The 16,210-nt window shown below is 50.7% G+C and carries 12 protein-coding genes; 7 read left to right on the plus strand and 5 right to left on the minus strand.

Features of this window, described 5'->3' with window-relative positions; all coding sequences use genetic code 11:
- Window positions 1–30 precede the first annotated feature (30 nt).
- The 7 genes from Q8L79_RS03460 to Q8L79_RS03490 all read left to right on the plus strand — a co-directional run bounded on the left by Q8L79_RS03460 (window position 31) and on the right by Q8L79_RS03490 (window position 10,695).
- Complete coding sequence (locus Q8L79_RS03460) at window positions 31–1,521, plus strand: NuoM family protein (protein WP_305268044.1); 1,491 nt, start codon at window positions 31–33, stop codon at window positions 1,519–1,521.
- Between the two features lie 9 nt (window positions 1,522–1,530).
- A complete protein-coding gene (locus Q8L79_RS03465) occupies window positions 1,531–4,842 on the plus strand; it encodes a DUF2309 domain-containing protein (RefSeq protein WP_305268045.1) in 3,312 nt (1,103 codons plus the stop codon).
- Between the two features lie 244 nt (window positions 4,843–5,086).
- On the plus strand, window positions 5,087–6,688 hold the full coding sequence (locus Q8L79_RS03470; RefSeq protein ID WP_305268046.1) for an NADH-quinone oxidoreductase subunit L: 1,602 nt from the start codon (window positions 5,087–5,089) through the stop codon (window positions 6,686–6,688).
- A gap of 7 nt (window positions 6,689–6,695) precedes the next feature.
- The gene (locus Q8L79_RS03475) at window positions 6,696–8,294 is read left to right on the plus strand and encodes a NuoM family protein (protein WP_305268047.1); all 1,599 of its coding nucleotides are present in this window, start codon (window positions 6,696–6,698) and stop codon (window positions 8,292–8,294) included.
- Window positions 8,287–9,819: a NuoM family protein gene (locus tag Q8L79_RS03480; RefSeq protein WP_305268048.1), complete on the plus strand. Its 1,533-nt coding sequence runs from the start codon at window positions 8,287–8,289 to the stop codon at window positions 9,817–9,819. Before Q8L79_RS03475 ends, Q8L79_RS03480 begins: the two co-directional genes overlap by 8 nt.
- 83 nt (window positions 9,820–9,902) lie before the next feature.
- Entirely contained in the window at window positions 9,903–10,193 is a 291-nt protein-coding gene (locus Q8L79_RS03485) for a DUF1778 domain-containing protein (protein WP_305268049.1), read from the plus strand.
- Window positions 10,186–10,695: a GNAT family N-acetyltransferase gene (locus Q8L79_RS03490; protein WP_305268051.1), complete on the plus strand. Its 510-nt coding sequence runs from the start codon at window positions 10,186–10,188 to the stop codon at window positions 10,693–10,695. The genes Q8L79_RS03485 and Q8L79_RS03490 overlap by 8 nt, the downstream gene beginning before the upstream one ends.
- A 128-nt stretch (window positions 10,696–10,823) precedes the next feature.
- Here the strand turns inward: Q8L79_RS03490 and Q8L79_RS03495 are convergent, their stop codons facing one another.
- The 5 genes from Q8L79_RS03495 to Q8L79_RS03515 all read right to left on the minus strand — a co-directional run bounded on the left by Q8L79_RS03495 (window position 10,824) and on the right by Q8L79_RS03515 (window position 15,882).
- A complete protein-coding gene (locus tag Q8L79_RS03495; RefSeq protein WP_305268052.1) occupies window positions 10,824–11,057 on the minus strand; it encodes a hypothetical protein in 234 nt (77 codons plus the stop codon).
- A gap of 34 nt (window positions 11,058–11,091) precedes the next feature.
- A complete protein-coding gene (locus tag Q8L79_RS03500) occupies window positions 11,092–11,388 on the minus strand; it encodes a BrnT family toxin (RefSeq protein WP_305268053.1) in 297 nt (98 codons plus the stop codon).
- 275 nt (window positions 11,389–11,663) lie between these two features.
- A complete protein-coding gene (locus tag Q8L79_RS03505) occupies window positions 11,664–13,661 on the minus strand; it encodes a hypothetical protein (RefSeq protein ID WP_305268054.1) in 1,998 nt (665 codons plus the stop codon).
- On the minus strand, window positions 13,658–14,305 hold the full coding sequence (locus Q8L79_RS03510) for a hypothetical protein (protein ID WP_305268055.1): 648 nt from the start codon (window positions 14,303–14,305) through the stop codon (window positions 13,658–13,660). Before Q8L79_RS03510 ends, Q8L79_RS03505 begins: the two co-directional genes overlap by 4 nt.
- Window positions 14,302–15,882 (minus strand): VPA1262 family N-terminal domain-containing protein, encoded by a 1,581-nt coding sequence (locus Q8L79_RS03515; RefSeq protein WP_305268056.1) that lies wholly within the window; start codon window positions 15,880–15,882, stop codon window positions 14,302–14,304. The genes Q8L79_RS03510 and Q8L79_RS03515 overlap by 4 nt, the downstream gene beginning before the upstream one ends.
- Window positions 15,883–16,210 lie beyond the last annotated feature (328 nt).

A 16,210-nucleotide genomic window follows, 5' to 3' on the forward strand; every position in this document is an offset into this window, starting at 1 on the left:
AGACAACAGAGCATAAGGAATACTAAAATCATGGGGATACTCAGCATATTGCTCTGGACTCCGGCTGCCGGAGTCTTGCTTCTGGCATTAATTTCCGGTCAAAATATTCAGCTAATCCGCTATATCGCGAATCTGTTTACTACTATCGCCTTTTTATTGGTCTGCTGGCTGCTGAGCATTTATAACGCGCACGATGCCAATCTACAGTTTAACGAATACTTTCCGCTTAACCCTAAGTTAGGCAGCGCTTATGCGTTGGGCATAGACGGTTTATCGATGCCCATGCTGGTATTGGCGACATTGCTAACGTCGATAGCATTGCTGGCCTCGTTCTCCGTATCCAGCAGCGTTAAGGGTTATCATATTTGTATTTTGTTGCTTGAATTCGGGATGTTGGGTGTGTTTCTGGCTCAGGATTGGGCGTTGTTCTATATCTTCTGGGAAGTGACTTTAATCCCGCTGTTCTTTTTAATCGGTCGCTGGGGCGGCAAGAGGCGGCACACGGCCAGTCTTAATTTTGTGCTGTACACGATGGGCGGCTCGGTTTTTATGCTGATCAGCTTGCTGGCGATCAGTCAGTACGATCTTGAACACGGCGGCTCTTTAATGTCCTCCATGCATCAGGCGGCGCAAGACATGCCGCGGGTTGAGCAAGTCTTGGTGCTGCTCGGTTTTGTGATCGGTTTTGGCGTTAAAATGCCGATTTTCCCGCTGCACGGCTGGCTGCCGCTGGCGCATGTCGAAGCGCCCAGTCCGGTCAGTATTTTGCTGTCCGGTATTTTACTGAAAATGGGCGCTTACGGATTGATCAGGGCGGTGGTGATGCTGCCGGAGGCCGCTAAACTATTGCAACCTTTCCTGATTTTTCTGGGATTGTTCGGCATGCTGTATGGCGGACTCTTGGCCTGGCGGCAACGCGATCTCAAAGCCATGGTGGCCTATTCCTCAATCAGCCATATGGGCATTGTTTTGTTGGGTATCGCGACATTGAACGAAGCGGGCATTACCGGCGCGGTTTTGCAAATGACCGCTCACGGCCTGATTGCCGGGGCGCTGTTTCTGCTGGTCGGTCTGCTGTATGAGCGCACGCATACCCGCAACATTCAGGATTATAGTTCGTTGGTTCAGGTGATGCCGCGCTTTGCCCTGTTCATGACTTTAACCTTGTTGGCGGCGATGGGGCTGCCGGGTTCGGTTGGTTTTATTGCCGAATTGCATACCTTGATTGGAACCTATAGCTCATCGTCAAGCATCGGCCTGGGAATGGGCTTGATGGTGTTTTTTAGCATGAGTATTTTGATCGGTTCCGCCTATGCGGTGCGCACTATCAGCTTGTTGTTTACCGGACCGGTAAAGCCGCAGATGCAGCAGGTCAAAGACTTGACGGCACCGGAGTTATTGGCTGCCGGGATACTGGTCAGCAGCGTAGTGGCGTTCGGTCTGATGCCTGGACCGCTGCTTGATTTGTCGGCAGCAACCATCGGCCAGATGAACGGCGTGATTAGTCAACGGATTTTGTAGGGTTTAGTAATGCAAGAGTCTCCTTTAAACTTACGTGAGCAAATCACCTCAGCGCTAAACCATCTGGATCACGTTCTGCCCGGGCAGGCGCCGATCCTCGATTTCGTGCATCACAATACTTTACATGGCTTTCAGCATCTGCCGTTTGACGAGGCCCTGGCTGAATTCGAAGCCTTGACCGGTATTTGCGGCTACCTGCCTGAAACGCAAAACCGCGATTTTTATCGGCAGGGACGCATTAATGAAAGCGACCTGTCCGCCGCCTTTACTCAATATCCGAACTTGCAGACCGAGCAAATCGTTTGCGGCCTAAAAGCCAAGACCATCACCCGACAGGATATTTGCCGCATTGCGCTGTTATTCGATTTGCAGGCGGTTAGCGTCAGCCAGTTGAACTGGCAAATAGAAGAGCTGGCGGCACTGGAGGCGGTGCAGGCCGATGTGCCTGAGCCGATTCGCCAGAGCTTGCAAGCCGCCGACAGCAACGTTATTCGGCAATTGTGGAAAAGTATTTTAACCAAGCTCGGACTGGAACAGGCGGCTTTGCACCCGGAAAACATGCTGGATTTGTCGCTGGAACAGGCTGACGACTGGCTGGAGCAAGTCGTCAGCATCGCCGCTCGGGACAGGCATGGGAACGGGAATGGCGCATCGACACATCAGCAAATGCGGCAACAGGCAGGTGCGGCACTGGATGAACTGCTCGACGAAGTCGGCGGCAACATTAGCTTGCGGGGCTTTATTCTGGCATTGAGCGGCATAGACATTCTCGATGCTATCCGTTCGCAGCTGATACGCTTTTGTGCATCAGGGCTGGATGAAGGCGTAGCGGCATGGCAGTTGCCTGAACGCAATCGCTTAGGGCTTTACGCGGCCTGGCGGGTAACGGCGCAGTATGACGCCAATCCTTTTTTGCATGAGTTACTCGACTGGCAACAGATTATCTCCGAATTGCCCGAAGACGCGGTCGATACCATCATCCTGCAACTCGAGCACCTGGAAATACCGCAAGCGCACTGGGATGGTTATCTTCGCCGGCTGGCGCTGGAAATACCCGGCTGGTCTGGGCTGATTAACTGGCGGCAGCATCATCCTAACTATCATACCGCCAATGATGCCGCGCCAACGCTTGCCGATTATCTGGCGATACGCCTGACGCTGGATCGGCTGTGGCTGAATCAGGTTTGCCGCGACACCTGGAAAATCGAAGCCAAGTTCAGCTCAATTCGCAGCTATTTCCGCAAGAATCTGTCGGAATTCATGGTGCGCAGTCGCTTGTATCAGGGCGACTTGCCGGAATATTTGACCCACCAGGCGGAATCGTTGGCCTTGCATGCCGGTTCCGAACGTTATGATCGCATCGATTGGCAGCAGCTTGCCGACCTGATTTGGACCTGGCAGTGCAGTCCATTGGCGGATAACCACGCTGTAGTCGGCCATTTGCCGTGTAACAGCGGCTGGCGACTGTTTCGTTTGTGCCAGCATCTGGGGCTTAATGCCGCAGACCTGCAACAACTGGATACCCAGGATTTACAGGCGATGTTGGCGGTGCTGGATGAATTCACCCCGACCGAGCGCAGTAAAGTCTGGCTGATGGCTTACGAACATCATTACCGGGAGGACTTTTTTCAGGCGCTACGGGCAAACCATCATCGCGGTCGCTGGGCCGGGCGCGGGCAGCGTCCCGACTCGCAGATCATCTTCTGCATGGACGACCGTGAAGAAGGCTTTCGCCGTCATCTTGAAGAACTCAATCCTGCCGTTGAAACATTGGGCGCAGCCGGATTTTTCGGCGTTGCGATGAATTACAAGGGACTCGACGACAGCAAGGTAACGCCGCTGTGTCCTGTGGTGGTAACGCCCGCGCATGAAGTTCGGGAAGTACCGCAGTCCGGCAGCGAGTCGGCGCTACGTAAGCACAACCGTGGACTTAAGCTGAGCCGGTGGTTTGCCAATCAGGTACATCAGGGCTTGCGGCGTAATCTGTGGTTATCGCATCCGGTTATCAATACGATTGCACCCGTGACCTTCGCCGGATTATTGGCTAAAGCCCTGTTTCCAAAACCGCAACAAAGACTGGTTTCCGGCATAGCCCGGCTGGTTTTGCCTGAGGTTAAAACACAGCTGCTGTTTACCTCTACGGATGGGACAATGATTGCCGCACCCGAGCGCCCCAAACTGGGATTTACCGATAGCGAGCAGGCCGACCGGGTTGCAGGCTTTTTGCGCAATACCGGCCTGACCTATGGCTTCTCGGAATTGGTTGTGTTAATGGGACACGGTTCCATCAGCCAAAACAACCCGCATTTGGCGGCTTACGATTGCGGCGCCTGTAGCGGTCGGCACGGCGGGCCGAACGCCAGGGTGTTCGCAGCGATGGCTAATCGTCCTGAAATACGCGGGCTGCTGGCGGAACGCGGCATCACTATTCCGTCCGATACCTGGTTTATCGGTGCCGAGCACAACACCTGCAATGAAGAAATCAACTGGTATGACCTTGATCAGCTTCCCGCCGAGCGTCTGGCCGGGCTAAACAAACTACAGCAGGAATTACGGCATGCCCAACAGATGTCGGCACACGAACGCTGTCGCAGGCTGGCTTCGGCTCCGCGTAATCCGACCCCCGAACAGGCCTTGGCCCATATTGAGGAACGTGCCGCCGATTTCTCCCAGGCGCGGCCTGAACTCGGTCATGCCACTAATGCTTCGGCGGTCGTCGGTCGTCGTTGCTTAACGCAAGGCGCATTTTTTGATCGTCGGGTATTTTTGATTTCTTACGATCCGACTCAAGATCCGGACGGCAAGGTGCTGGAAAACATTTTGCTGGCGGTAGCTCCGGTTGGCGCAGGTATTAATCTGGAATATTATTTTTCCACCGTTAATAACGAGCGCTTCGGCTGCGGCTCTAAAGTACCGCATAACGTCACCGGTTTTTTTGGCGTAATGGAAGGAGCGAGCGGCGATTTACGTACGGGCCTGCCTCGGCAAATGATTGAAATCCACGAGCCGATGCGCTTGCAGATTCTGGTTGAGGCCAAAACCACGGTGCTGGAGCAGATTTATGCGCGCCAGGAAAGCATACGGGAGCTGGTCGCGGGTGGCTGGGTACACCTAAGCGCTAAAGATCCTGATAGCGCCGATATCTTCTCATTTCGGATAGGCACGGGTTTTGTGCTTTGGCAAGCCGAGGCAAAAGATTTGCCGGTTCGGGATAATTCGCCGGATTGTTACCGGGATCAAACGCTGCCGGTAGCGCCGGTGTTGATCAAACAACCGCTTCGACAGGCTCAGGACTGGCCTGAACAGTTTGGGGTTGCGTAATGGATGCATTAGACGTAGGCCGGAATAAGCCGGTTCGAGTGACAGCGAGAACTGGCGTTTCCGGCAAATACCTCCCGAACTCGCCGGAAACGCCACCTCGCGCTACGCGCTTGGATGGCCTTATTCCGGCCTACATCCGAGTCCGCCATTCCAGTGTCCATATCGAAATGACGCTCTTTGATAGACTTGTGTATAAAGACGAGAGCAGGAGCTTGGGAACCCGTGTAATGTTTGGAGTCGTGTAATGGATGCATTAGTCATTTTAATTCCCTTAATGCCATTGGCTGCTGCTGCGGCTATCGGCATGGGGCATCTGTTTGGTGTGATCAGCGGTGAAACCGATGAAAGCATAACGGCAGACATAGCAGGCTGGACGATTAGTATGTCCAGTCTGCTGGCCTTGACTTTACTGGGTGCCGGTTTACTGGGTAAAAATACCGGCTTCTACACGGTAGGACACTGGCTGAACAGCGATACGCTGGACATACAGATAAACTTTATTACCGGCGGATTTAATGTCCGCTTGGCAGCGTTGTTTTCAGTGCTGTTAGCCATCGTCACCCACTTTTCAGTTAACTATATGCACCGGGAAGCGGGGTACCACCGGTTCTTTTTTATTCTGAGCCTGTTTTCTTCGGCAATGCTGTTGCTGGTGTTGTCGGGTAATGCAGTCGGCACTTTTATCGGTTGGGAAGTGGCCGGATTATGTTCTTATTTTTTAATAGCTTATGCATATGATCGCCCGGTTGCGGTCGCTAATGCGACGCGCGTTTTTGTTACCAATCGTATCGGCGACGCCGCGTTTGTGTTGGGTGCGGGCTTAAGCTACGCCTGGCTTGATAGCGTTAATTGGAGCAATATCAATGCTGTATCCGCGCAGCTCACCCCAGGTCAAGCCACCGGAATTGCACTGTGTTTTGCGGTAGCCGCCTTTGCCAAATCGGCGCAACTGCCGTTCACTCCCTGGCTGGCCAGAGCAATGGAAGGGCCTACGCCATCAAGCGCGGTATTTTACGGTGCGGTTATGGTACATGCTGGCGTTTATTTGCTCATTTTGCTAAGGCCGATTTTTGAACATGCGCCCTTGGCTATGGCGGTAGTCGCTATAGTGGGCTTGATGACAGCGGTTTATGGTTTTGTGGTTGGACTGACCCAGACCGATGTTAAAAGCTCGTTGATTTTTGCGACATCCGGTCAGTTGGGCCTGATGTTTCTGGAATGCGGCTTGGGGTTTTGGCAATTGGCCGGTTGGCATCTTTGCGCTCATGCGGTGGTCCGCGGCTATCAATTCCTGACTGCGCCGTCGCTAATGCATAATGTGCCGAGCAATTATATAGAGACTTCTCGGCGCAAAGTGTCCGCTCCTGCTCACGCCCATCGCCTGCGTCGTGTCGGCGATGTCCCTGCCTGGATTTATGTCGCTTCTTTACAGCGCTTCTGGCTGGACCAGATTACCGACTGGGCGCTGGTTAAACCGGTACGCGGCTTGGCGCACGATTTGAGTTATTTTGACGATCATATCGTTGACCGCATCATGGGGATTCCCGCCCCGGCAATCCGGACTATATCGTCACTCGCGCAAATGGAAGAACAGATGGTTGGCGCTCAGCTGGATAATGACTCCGATACCTTTGCCCAGGGCAGCGGTCTGGCGGGAAAACTCACCGAATGGATGGCGGCCGTCCTGCACTGGTTCGAGGACCGCTTTGTATTGCGCGGCATCGGCAAAAATGCAATCAATTACGGTCGAGAGCTTGGACATATCGCCAACAAGTTTGAACAATCAGTGCTCAGACCCCGCTATCTGGTGTTGTTTGTGTTTATAACATTGCTAGTTGCATTTTGAGGCCCTGATGGATATTACTGTTACTCCCTGGTCGGCATCGGCGGCCTTCCCGCTGCTTACTACGCTGACGCTGGTTCCTCTGGCGGCCATGATCGCGATCCTGTTTTCGCGGTCAACGACAGTTGCGCTGCGTTTCGGCTTTGCCGGGGCGTCGTTGACGGTATTGCTTAGCGTCTATCTGCTGACTGTTTTCGATTCTGCCACTCCAGGCATCCATCTGGTTGAACAGGTGCATTTTGCCGGTCTCAGTTACCGTGTCGGCGTTGATGGAACGAATATTTTATTTATCCCGCTGACCGCCGTTTTAACCTTGCTGGCATTAATTTATACCTTGATCACCCGGCATGTGACCGACCGGCTGTTCATTGGCTGCCTGCTGGGTTATGAAACCGTATTGATCGGCGCATTTGCCGCGCTGAATGTGATGCAGTTCTGGTTATGGTCCGTGCTCGAACTGATCCCTGTGGCACTGTTGACCATTCATGCCGGAACCGGACAAAACCGGCGCTGGGTCGTCGTGCAATTATTGCAATACTGGGGCAGCGGTTTAATGATGACGCTGGCCGGATTTTTGTTGCTGGCCTTCGGTTTAATCGACGCCGAGCATGCGCTGACCTTCGACTGGCTGACGCTTAAACAGAATAACGCCTATCTACATGACGAGGTGTTGATTTTTATCCTGCTGTTCTTCGGCTTTGCGATCCGCATGCCGTTATTCCCGTTTCACGGCTGGTTGCCGGTGTTGGCGGAACAAGGCACGGTCGCCAGCGCGGTCATTTTTCTGGTGGGTTTGAAACTGGGCATTTATGCGGTCATTCGTTTCATTTTACCGATGGTGCCCGGCGTTGCCGAACAATGGGCCGGATTTGTGGTGACGCTGGGTTTGATCAGTATTTTTTACGGCGCATTGCTGGCGCTGATGCAAATTAACATTCGCCGGTTACTGGCTTTTGCGGTCATCAGTCAAACCGGAATGCTGGTTATCGGCACCTTCTGTTTTAACGAGAACGGCCTGGAAGGCAGCCTGTTGCTGTCAGTGGCGTACGGTCTGGCGATGGCGGGCATGCTGTTCAGCGTCGGCCTGATTTATGAGCGTTGCCGAACCGCTTATCTGCCGCGCCTGGGCGGACTGTTCGATACTAACGGCACACTGGCATTGCTGTTCCTGATTTCTGCGCTGAGTACCATGGTTATGCCCGGTACGCCGGGATTTGACGCGGCGCATTTACTCGTTGAAGGGATTATCGAGGAAGACGGCTGGCTGCTTGCCATCGCTATTTTGATCGGCAACGTTATGTCCGCCGCGTTCTTGTTATGGGCTTTTCAGCGGATGTTTATGGCGAGCCCCAAACGCGCCAAACAGCCCTATAATTGCTCGCACCACCCGGTCTGGAAGGAGCGCTTTATTTCCGTGGTGATTTGCCTGTTGCTGATCGGCACCGGTTTTTACACGACGCCGTGGTTGAATTTTATAGACCAGGATGCGGCCGCTATCGGCAGGCAATTTCCGATGCACGGCGCGCAAATCCCCCCCAGTCCCCCTTTTTCAAAAGGGGACGTCAGCCAGCCTTCCGATGCCGACACCAAGGACGACCAACATGAGTAATGCCAGTTTTCCCGTTTTAAGTCTGGTTATTTTGCTGCCTTTATTGGGCGCGATTGCTGTAGCCGTTACTCGTAACGTCCGTCTGGCCAAGAACATTGCGCTGTTGTTCGCTACGCTGGAATTAATCGCAACAGGGGTTGTGGTGCAGCTGTTTAATGCCAACCCCGGCAATAACTTTCAACTGGTCGAACGCTACCCCTGGATGCCGAGCCTGAATATCGAATACCTGCTTGGCGTGGACGGTATTTCAGTGTTGTTTTTGCCGATGTCCGCGCTGTTGACATTAATGGCAATCATCGCTTCGTGGAATTCGGTGCAATATCTGACACGTTTCCATTTTGCCTTATTGCTGGTGTTGGAAGGCATTACCATCGGGGTGTTTCTGGCACTGGATATGGCGTTGTTCTTTTTGTTCTGGGAACTGACCTTGCCGCCCATTTTCTTTTTAATCGGTTTATGGGGAATAGGCTCAGGGCGGCGTAGCGCGGCGATAAAGTACACGTTATTTATGCTGTTTGGCGGCGTGCCGCTACTGTTTGCGACACTCATACTGGCGGCCAATCATGCCACCGTAACCGGGGGCAGCATTCCTCAAGATATGGCTTTCAGCCTGCCGGTATTACTGGAAACGCCATTGCCTGATAACTTGCAAGCGCTGGTGTTTTTATTATTACTGCTCGGTTTTGCCGTTAAAGCGCCGTTGGTGCCGTTTCATACCTGGCTGCCCACCGTCGCAATGGAAGGTCCGGCGCAGTTAACTGCCGTATTGACCGGCTTGAAACTCGGCGCTTTCGGCATTATTCGTTTTGCGATGCCGCTGGCGCCATCCGCCGCCGTTGAATACAGTTGGGTGTTGGGCATACTCGGTGCGATTACGCTGGTTTACAGCGCGTTGATTGCGTTGCAGCAAACCAATTTGCGCCGTTTATTGGCTTATGCCAGCATCAGTCATGTGGGACTGGTTATCGTCGGCATTGCATCTTTGAATATGCAAGGCATACAGGGGGCGATATTTCAATTACTGAACTTCACGATGGTTGCCGGTTCCCTGATGTTGGTAGCCGGTTTTATCCAGCATCGTTTGGGTAGTACCGAGGTTATCCATTTGGGCGGTCTGGCTAAAGTCATGCCGCGCCTGACCTGTTTCTACTTTTTATTTGCGCTGGCCAGCATAGGAGTACCCGGAACCAGCGGTTTCCCTGCCGAATTATTGTTGATTGTCAGCACCATGCTTGCGCACCCCAGCATCAGCATCGCAGCCTTGATCGGCGCAATACTCAGCGCCGCGTATATGCTGTCCTTTACCCGCCGCGCCTTCTTCGGCCCCGTTACCCAGATCGGCATCAAACAGATGCAGGATTTGCGTCCCCGCGAACTGACGCTGTTGTGCGTGTCGGCGTTGTTAATCTTGGGATTTGGATTTTTTCCGAATAGCGTGCTGAAAATAAATAAAGCAACGGCAGAAGCCTGGTTGAGCCGGTTAATGGATCAGCCTGTGTTGGTAAGTAAGGCTAAGCAGGGTTAAAAGGCATGCAGTGCTGTGTTGACATGTGTAACACATTTAGCAGATACTTTTAACATGAAATTAGTTAATTGGCATTAAAGGCTATGAGAACAGAACACACCCCCGCAGAAGTAAACATTCACTTGCGCGCGAAAGCACATGATAGGTTGCTTATTGACCAAGCCGCCGAGTTGCTTGGTTCAAATCGTTCGCAATTTATGATGGCCTCAGCACTCAAGGAAGCCAAGAATGTGATCCTTGACCAAACCTCTATTTATGTAGACAACAAGACATTCCAAAACGTATTGGAGTGGCTGGACACACCGGCAACACAAGAACAGATTGACGGGGTGAACCGATTGCGGACAATCAATCCCCCTTGGTCGGATGAGTGAAAATAAGAGAATTTGTTCACCTGTTCATTTAACCGTACTGCATGATACAGAGGGCTTCCGCTCCGGCGAGGAAACGCTGGATACTTGGTTGCGTAAGCGAGCATTCGCCAATATGGAAGCATCAGCAAGTAGAACTTATGTTATTTGTCCGTCCGGTTCGCATAAGGTTATTGGATACTACGCTATTTGCATGGGACAGATTTTTAGCCAAGAGGTTATTGGTTCCATACGTCGGAATATGCCCCGCCAGATTCCAGCGGTAATACTTGGACGCTTAGCCATTGATCAGAGATGGCAAGACCAAGGATTAGGCAAAGCCTTGCTTCAAGATGCAGTGCAAAGGTCAGCCCGTGCGGTTAAAGAAGTATCCGCCCGTCTTTTGATTGCACATGCCATTTCTCCTGAAGCGGAAGCCTTCTATTTGCATTACGGTTTTACCCGCCTTCCAACCGAAACGCCAACCTACGCCCTAGACCTCATCAAGTTTGCCGACCTCTCATAATAACCTTCGTCAGTTTGGATGGGCTGATCCAAGAAAGGGAATATAAGACCTTGCATTGTGCATGCCTCTAAAAGAAAAAGCTTAATTATGCACAATGCAAGACTTGAGACTTCGTTTCACGGTCATGGTTATGCAACCTCACGCGCCGCCTCTTCAATAATGCTATCAGGCACGCCAAGCTTTTTTAATGCCGCAATCAACTTGGCTTCCTTACTCAATGCAAACTGCGCTTCGTCGCGGCGCAAGCACTCGCTAATGTACGACTTTAATAAGGCTTGATAGCCGGAAAAACCTTTGCAGGGTGCAATAACCTTCATGGACTCCACCACATCGACAGGAATGCGCAAAGTGATCGAAGTCATGGGACGGTCTTTAGTTAAGCGTTTTTTTAGTGTGTCAGAAATCATAATCATTGCGCTCCGTTAGCGTGGCCTTGCGAGCCGAAATAAGCCGGATAAACTCACCTTCAATCTCAATATACACAACAAACAGCAACCGGCCTTTTTCATCGTAGCCGATAACTGCGTCACAAGATTCATTATTGCATCCTGCATCGGCCAGCTTTAAAAACGGGTCGAAGAAAGCTTCGACAGCTTGGTCGAAAGAAATCCCGTCATGTTTGATTGCATTCACCGCAGCTTTGCGTGCATTCCAAACAAAGCTGACGCCGTTTTTCTCGTAGTGAATATCCATATGAGCAAGATTAATATAATGTATTGGCTTTGTAAATACAAATAATGGATGGTTCGTTTGATTTATCGAGTTATGGAGATGCTGAGATCAACTAAGTCCGGACAATAGCTTTTCGTTATCTGATTCTTTGGTGTTCTGTGATGGGCCGGAATGGGAAAGTTCGGAAGTCATAGCTCTATTGACGCTTGGAAATGTCAGGCATAAAAAGCATGCCTGACCTACAGGACGATCAAGCGCAGTTCATGATAAATGGGCCGCACGATATTTGGCTCATCCTATGTGCTTGGATTCAGCCCTTCTAACCTTTGCAATTGTTTTTCATCAATGGGATATTTATTTGGGTTGTATTGATTAAGCCGTCTAACCATACCTAAAACATCAGATAAATTGACTGACGCTGTCTTAAGCTCATTTTGAAGCCGAGGAATCTCAGGGTCGTTCAGCAAAACCGATTGCAAGACAGCCAACAATTCGATGGCATCGCTTTTCGCAGCCTTCAGGTAATCGCTAAAAGTCGGTGTATCCTCAAGACGAAAAACAGGGAAACGGCCTGGCCTCTGATTTTCTGGAGATTGTTCCTCCCAAATCAAACGTCGGATTGCCAAATGCCGAACGGCATCCAGCCATTCGTCACGGTTCAATGTGTCATCAATTTCACGCATTTCAAGCATTGCTGAAGCCAACGCTTCGTGCAATTTTGCTTGTGATCTGGCTTCAAGTGAATCACTGCTTGAACATTGAGCAATACGTTGGTCAAGGATGGCAAGGCCGATACGAAACACCAGAAGCAACAGTTTTCCTGCTTCTGAACGGGAGTGGTACTCATCGTTCGACGCATCGGCATCACCAAACTCCACAATTTCGCGCAAGGTATGTGTGGCATTCCACATATCTATCCATGCTTCAGTGGGGGACTCTGATCGAACGATGGAGTAGGCCAATGAATGCGCAGCCATTCCAGGCATTTCTTCGCTCATGGTGACGATCAAACTTGCGTGCTCACGCAAGCGCCTACCTTTTTCCTTAGCCCATTCATCAGGCGAGATAGTCCATTCCGACAAAAAATCTATATTGTCAGGCGGATTAATAAAGCCGCTATTTGCATGAGAGGCTAGCACACAACGATAACACCATGCTTCCCAGGCAGGTGCATCGCTTGGACTAACTTGGATTACAGGCTGGTTTTTTAGCTTGCGGCCAATCGCTTCAATCAATGTCTCATCAACAAAAGCAGCAGATCGCACATCGTTGATATCCTTTACTGAATGGCTCAGCAATTGCCGCATCAGCCATGTTGACCATCGAGCAAACAAAGGCAAGGCATCTTGGCGCGAGGCCAAGGTAGTTACAACTGCTTCAGTGATACTGGCAATTTCTTGCTTTACCCTTTCAACGTCAGCATCAGAAGCATCGAAGTAAGGAATACTTCGCCCTGCTTGCAATAACTGCTCACGGGCTTCGACCAATAGTAACGGAGCTAAAACTGAGCCATTCCATATGCCATTGACTTCAAAAGCGAATGGGGACTTGGCGGCGATTTTTTTCCATTCAGCAAAACGGGGAGAGAAAGCTCCCACGCCTGTCACGAGTAATACAGAATGCACGAGGTAGGGATTAGCTGATTGTGCGATAACGTGGACGAATTCGTCAGAAGCCAACTCGCACATTACATGAAAGAGTGGAAACTCTTCTTCGTAATTCATAAGGCCATGCCAACCTCGTAATCCCCACCAAATGTCATCGAGTTTGTCTAGGCGTTCGCTCCAATATGCCCAAGCACCTGTACGCTCTTGGTTATTACGACCCGACAGCGATACCAATTCAAAACTATCTAGCGCATTAAACGCTTCTATCGCCAGATTGATATAAGCCTTGCGGGCATCTGAATTTCCTTCGGCTCGTACCAGCATTGCATGAGCTAACCAATGCGCAAGCTGCCACGAATGGTAATTGAAATTTTTTACCTTCTTCCAGGTTTGCAGTTTTGGCGATCGGGCAAGTGCCACGGCGCAAGCCCAGGCCATTAGCAAATTCGTGCTGTCGGGAAAGTCCTGTAAACCGATTTGATTGCAAACCACATTCATCCGCTGTTCAAGTTCAGCGATTTCGCCGCCTTGGTGTATCACCCAATGAACCGCTTCATCGAATGATGACGGCAAATCTTCCGGGCAAACGTTCAACAATTGCCGAAAGTCTTGTTCTGTTTTGAATGAAGCGTCTCCAATAGGCTGTCGATTCGCCGTTTCGCGTTCGTTTGGCCATTGCACGCTCATTTTCGTTCTCCTGTACTCCAAGCCATTTCAAAAAATTCGACTGCCGCATGCTCAGAAGCTCGCCAACCACGACTGGCTGCACTAACTGAAGCGTGAAAACCACCTACCGTACCACCGAAATGCCATAGTTCATCGTCAATAATGGCAAAGCGATCGTGTAAATATTTACCATCTTCTTTGAGATCGGTTTTTATTGTGATTTTGCATTGTCCCGCGCGGCGAGGCTGTTGGTTAATTTCCTGCGCACGTTTTTGAAACTGGTTTAACATGTCTTCGTCAACGCCCTCATGTTTTTTTGTTAAGAAACGGATGTCGTTCGCAACCAGTCTTTTAGGTAACCAAATTAGAATCTTATAGACTCGATTTTGAATCTTTTGCTTTAATTGTTCATCCGACTTCCCATTTTTCTCATCCGGCATCAGCAGATACTCATCCACAATCCAGACGCGCTCCAGCGCTTCCGAGACAGCCAGACCAAAGGCACGTAATGGCTCTGGATTATCAGAATACCTCCTTTCCCAAATAGCATCTTTTTCTGGGAAACGATTGCAACCACCATCCTGGCTTCCCCACAAAATTTCTTTATTGGGTAAAGGCCGTTGGGGGAGAGGAGCAGTCTTGATGCTTGGTCCAAACTTACTCATTCCTCTGTCTCCGGAGTTACTTTCGATAGCTTTTCTTTGTAGCTATCAAAGTTCTCTGCTTGTTTCAACAGGCTCTCCAACTGACCAATGACTTCGTCAGGGTCTGGTAATTTGACAATCATGGACGTCTTATCGCCCAAGGTGTTTAAAGAATTGCCAAGAAACCAGACGGTGTCGTCGATCACCAAGAATCGATCATGCAAGACTGAGGAAGCAAGCACATACGCGGCCGCCTTAACTTTGACATCTTTCTCCAATCGATCGAGTCGATTCTTGAAATCATCTAACTTCGATGGCTGGGACTTAAAAGCAAGGCCAGACGTCAACAAGGCCACTTTGACCATATCACCATTAACTGCATACAAGAACTGCCCCAGCTGCAAACCGCCAAGATATGGGTCGACAATCAAGACCCGCGACCGTGCTTTTCTGATTTCACCTTGGACAAAACGCATAGCTTCTTCGCGGGAGCCATTTGAGAACCAACGTTGACCGTACTGTTTGGCGCTCGCTAATTTTTCGCGTCGAGACGCGGCAATGGCCACCCGAGCATTGACATTGGGAGAGCTTGGCTCCTCTCCTACAATACTGTTGGTTGAAAACTGCGAACGATTCGCTGCCGGATACTCCATGCGCGCCGAGTCTGGCGAATCGCCAGTGTGCACACTGACTGTGGCACCGCCGCTACCAACAGCATGGCTGCTGAAGTGTATTGTTCGCAGGAACCCGGTTAGGGGCATGTATGCCAGTATCCCATGTTCTGGATGCGTTACCACATAGCCATACGCCCCCAAGCAACTCCCCTTGTCCACGTCCAAAATGCCGTCAGCAGGTATGTCCTGTGTTTCAAAACTGGTGAGCAAATGGGCTTGTTCATCAAACGTCGTAATCTGCAAACCTTCAAGCGTCTGACAGGGTCTGGGGACAAAGCGGTAAAAAATCCGTTCGCCTCTCTCATTACTAGCGGGAATCATGAAGTTGTCAATTTGCTTGATGATGGGGTCGGGAACAACTAATGCGATGCTACCTAAATATTCGGGGTATTGTCGCAAGTCAATATGCAAGCGTCTGGCAACAAAAGCCAAGGCATCGTCATCGGCAAGCAATGCGTCAAACCCCTCATGACTGCCAAAACGGCGATGGATACGGGCAGGTACGCTGCCCATAAAAGGCGCAGGGTGACTATGCCCTGTGGGCTGGGAAAGCAATCCCTCTCCCATTGGCAGACCAATATGTGGCCAAATCGGGTCGTCAATCAAGTTGGAAACAGCGATCTTTACGCCATCGATTTTTTCAATATCTTCTGGGCGTGACGGCGTCGGCGTTTTTTCATCTCCGTTTCCAAGCGAGCGATACCAATCAATCGCAGCTTGTTTAGCCAACACTGTTCTACGAAAGAAAATGGTTGCGCCGCTTTTGCCAACTGCACGTCTGTCAGCAGAGTTCATTTTGGGTGGCGGTGGCCTGTCAGGCGAAAGCAGCGTTACCGTGGCAAATAGCAAACGCCCTGCTTGTCCCCTTTGTTGCAAGGTTGCCAGTCGTATAATGGCCCATTCATGGTGATCGATTGTTGTCATGAGTTTAAAATTTTATCGAATTGTCGCGGCTATACTGATTAAATTGCCACCGAGATTCTACAAGACTACCTCTGGTGTCTGCTAAGGGCGAAAATCGTTCACGTGGGTGATCTCTACAACTGACAGCGTCGGGTCGATAGCTATTCGTAGCTATTCAAATTTTTTCACTATTAGCGTTACAGATTCCGATATTTTTCATTATATGAAAAGCAACAGCGCGAAGGATGGGTAGAGCGGTAGCGACTCGTAAGAGCACGAAGTGAAACCCATCGAACAGAGCCTAATCATGATGGGTTTCGCGTTGCTCTACCTATCCACGGTCTTCGCG

The sequence above is a fragment of the Methylobacter sp. genome (assembly GCF_030680395.1).
Lineage (GTDB): Bacteria > Pseudomonadota > Gammaproteobacteria > Methylococcales > Methylomonadaceae > Methylobacter_A.

What these genes read in the sequence shown, in the direction of transcription:
- Q8L79_RS03485 (WP_305268049.1), top strand. Translation starts at nt 9,903, where the DNA reads ATGAGAACAGAACACACCCCCGCAGAAGTAAACATTCACTTGCGCGCG.
- Q8L79_RS03460 (WP_305268044.1), top strand. Translation starts at nt 31, where the DNA reads ATGGGGATACTCAGCATATTGCTCTGGACTCCGGCTGCCGGAGTCTTG.
- Q8L79_RS03465 (WP_305268045.1), top strand. Translation starts at nt 1,531, where the DNA reads ATGCAAGAGTCTCCTTTAAACTTACGTGAGCAAATCACCTCAGCGCTA.
- Q8L79_RS03470 (WP_305268046.1), top strand. Translation starts at nt 5,087, where the DNA reads ATGGATGCATTAGTCATTTTAATTCCCTTAATGCCATTGGCTGCTGCT.
- Q8L79_RS03475 (WP_305268047.1), top strand. Translation starts at nt 6,696, where the DNA reads ATGGATATTACTGTTACTCCCTGGTCGGCATCGGCGGCCTTCCCGCTG.
- Q8L79_RS03480 (WP_305268048.1), top strand. Translation starts at nt 8,287, where the DNA reads ATGAGTAATGCCAGTTTTCCCGTTTTAAGTCTGGTTATTTTGCTGCCT.
- Q8L79_RS03490 (WP_305268051.1), top strand. Translation starts at nt 10,186, where the DNA reads ATGAGTGAAAATAAGAGAATTTGTTCACCTGTTCATTTAACCGTACTG.
- Q8L79_RS03495 (WP_305268052.1), bottom strand. Translation starts at nt 11,057, where the DNA reads ATGACTTCGATCACTTTGCGCATTCCTGTCGATGTGGTGGAGTCCATG.
- Q8L79_RS03505 (WP_305268054.1), bottom strand. Translation starts at nt 13,661, where the DNA reads ATGAGCGTGCAATGGCCAAACGAACGCGAAACGGCGAATCGACAGCCT.
- Q8L79_RS03500 (WP_305268053.1), bottom strand. Translation starts at nt 11,388, where the DNA reads ATGGATATTCACTACGAGAAAAACGGCGTCAGCTTTGTTTGGAATGCA.
- Q8L79_RS03510 (WP_305268055.1), bottom strand. Translation starts at nt 14,305, where the DNA reads ATGAGTAAGTTTGGACCAAGCATCAAGACTGCTCCTCTCCCCCAACGG.
- Q8L79_RS03515 (WP_305268056.1), bottom strand. Translation starts at nt 15,882, where the DNA reads ATGACAACAATCGATCACCATGAATGGGCCATTATACGACTGGCAACC.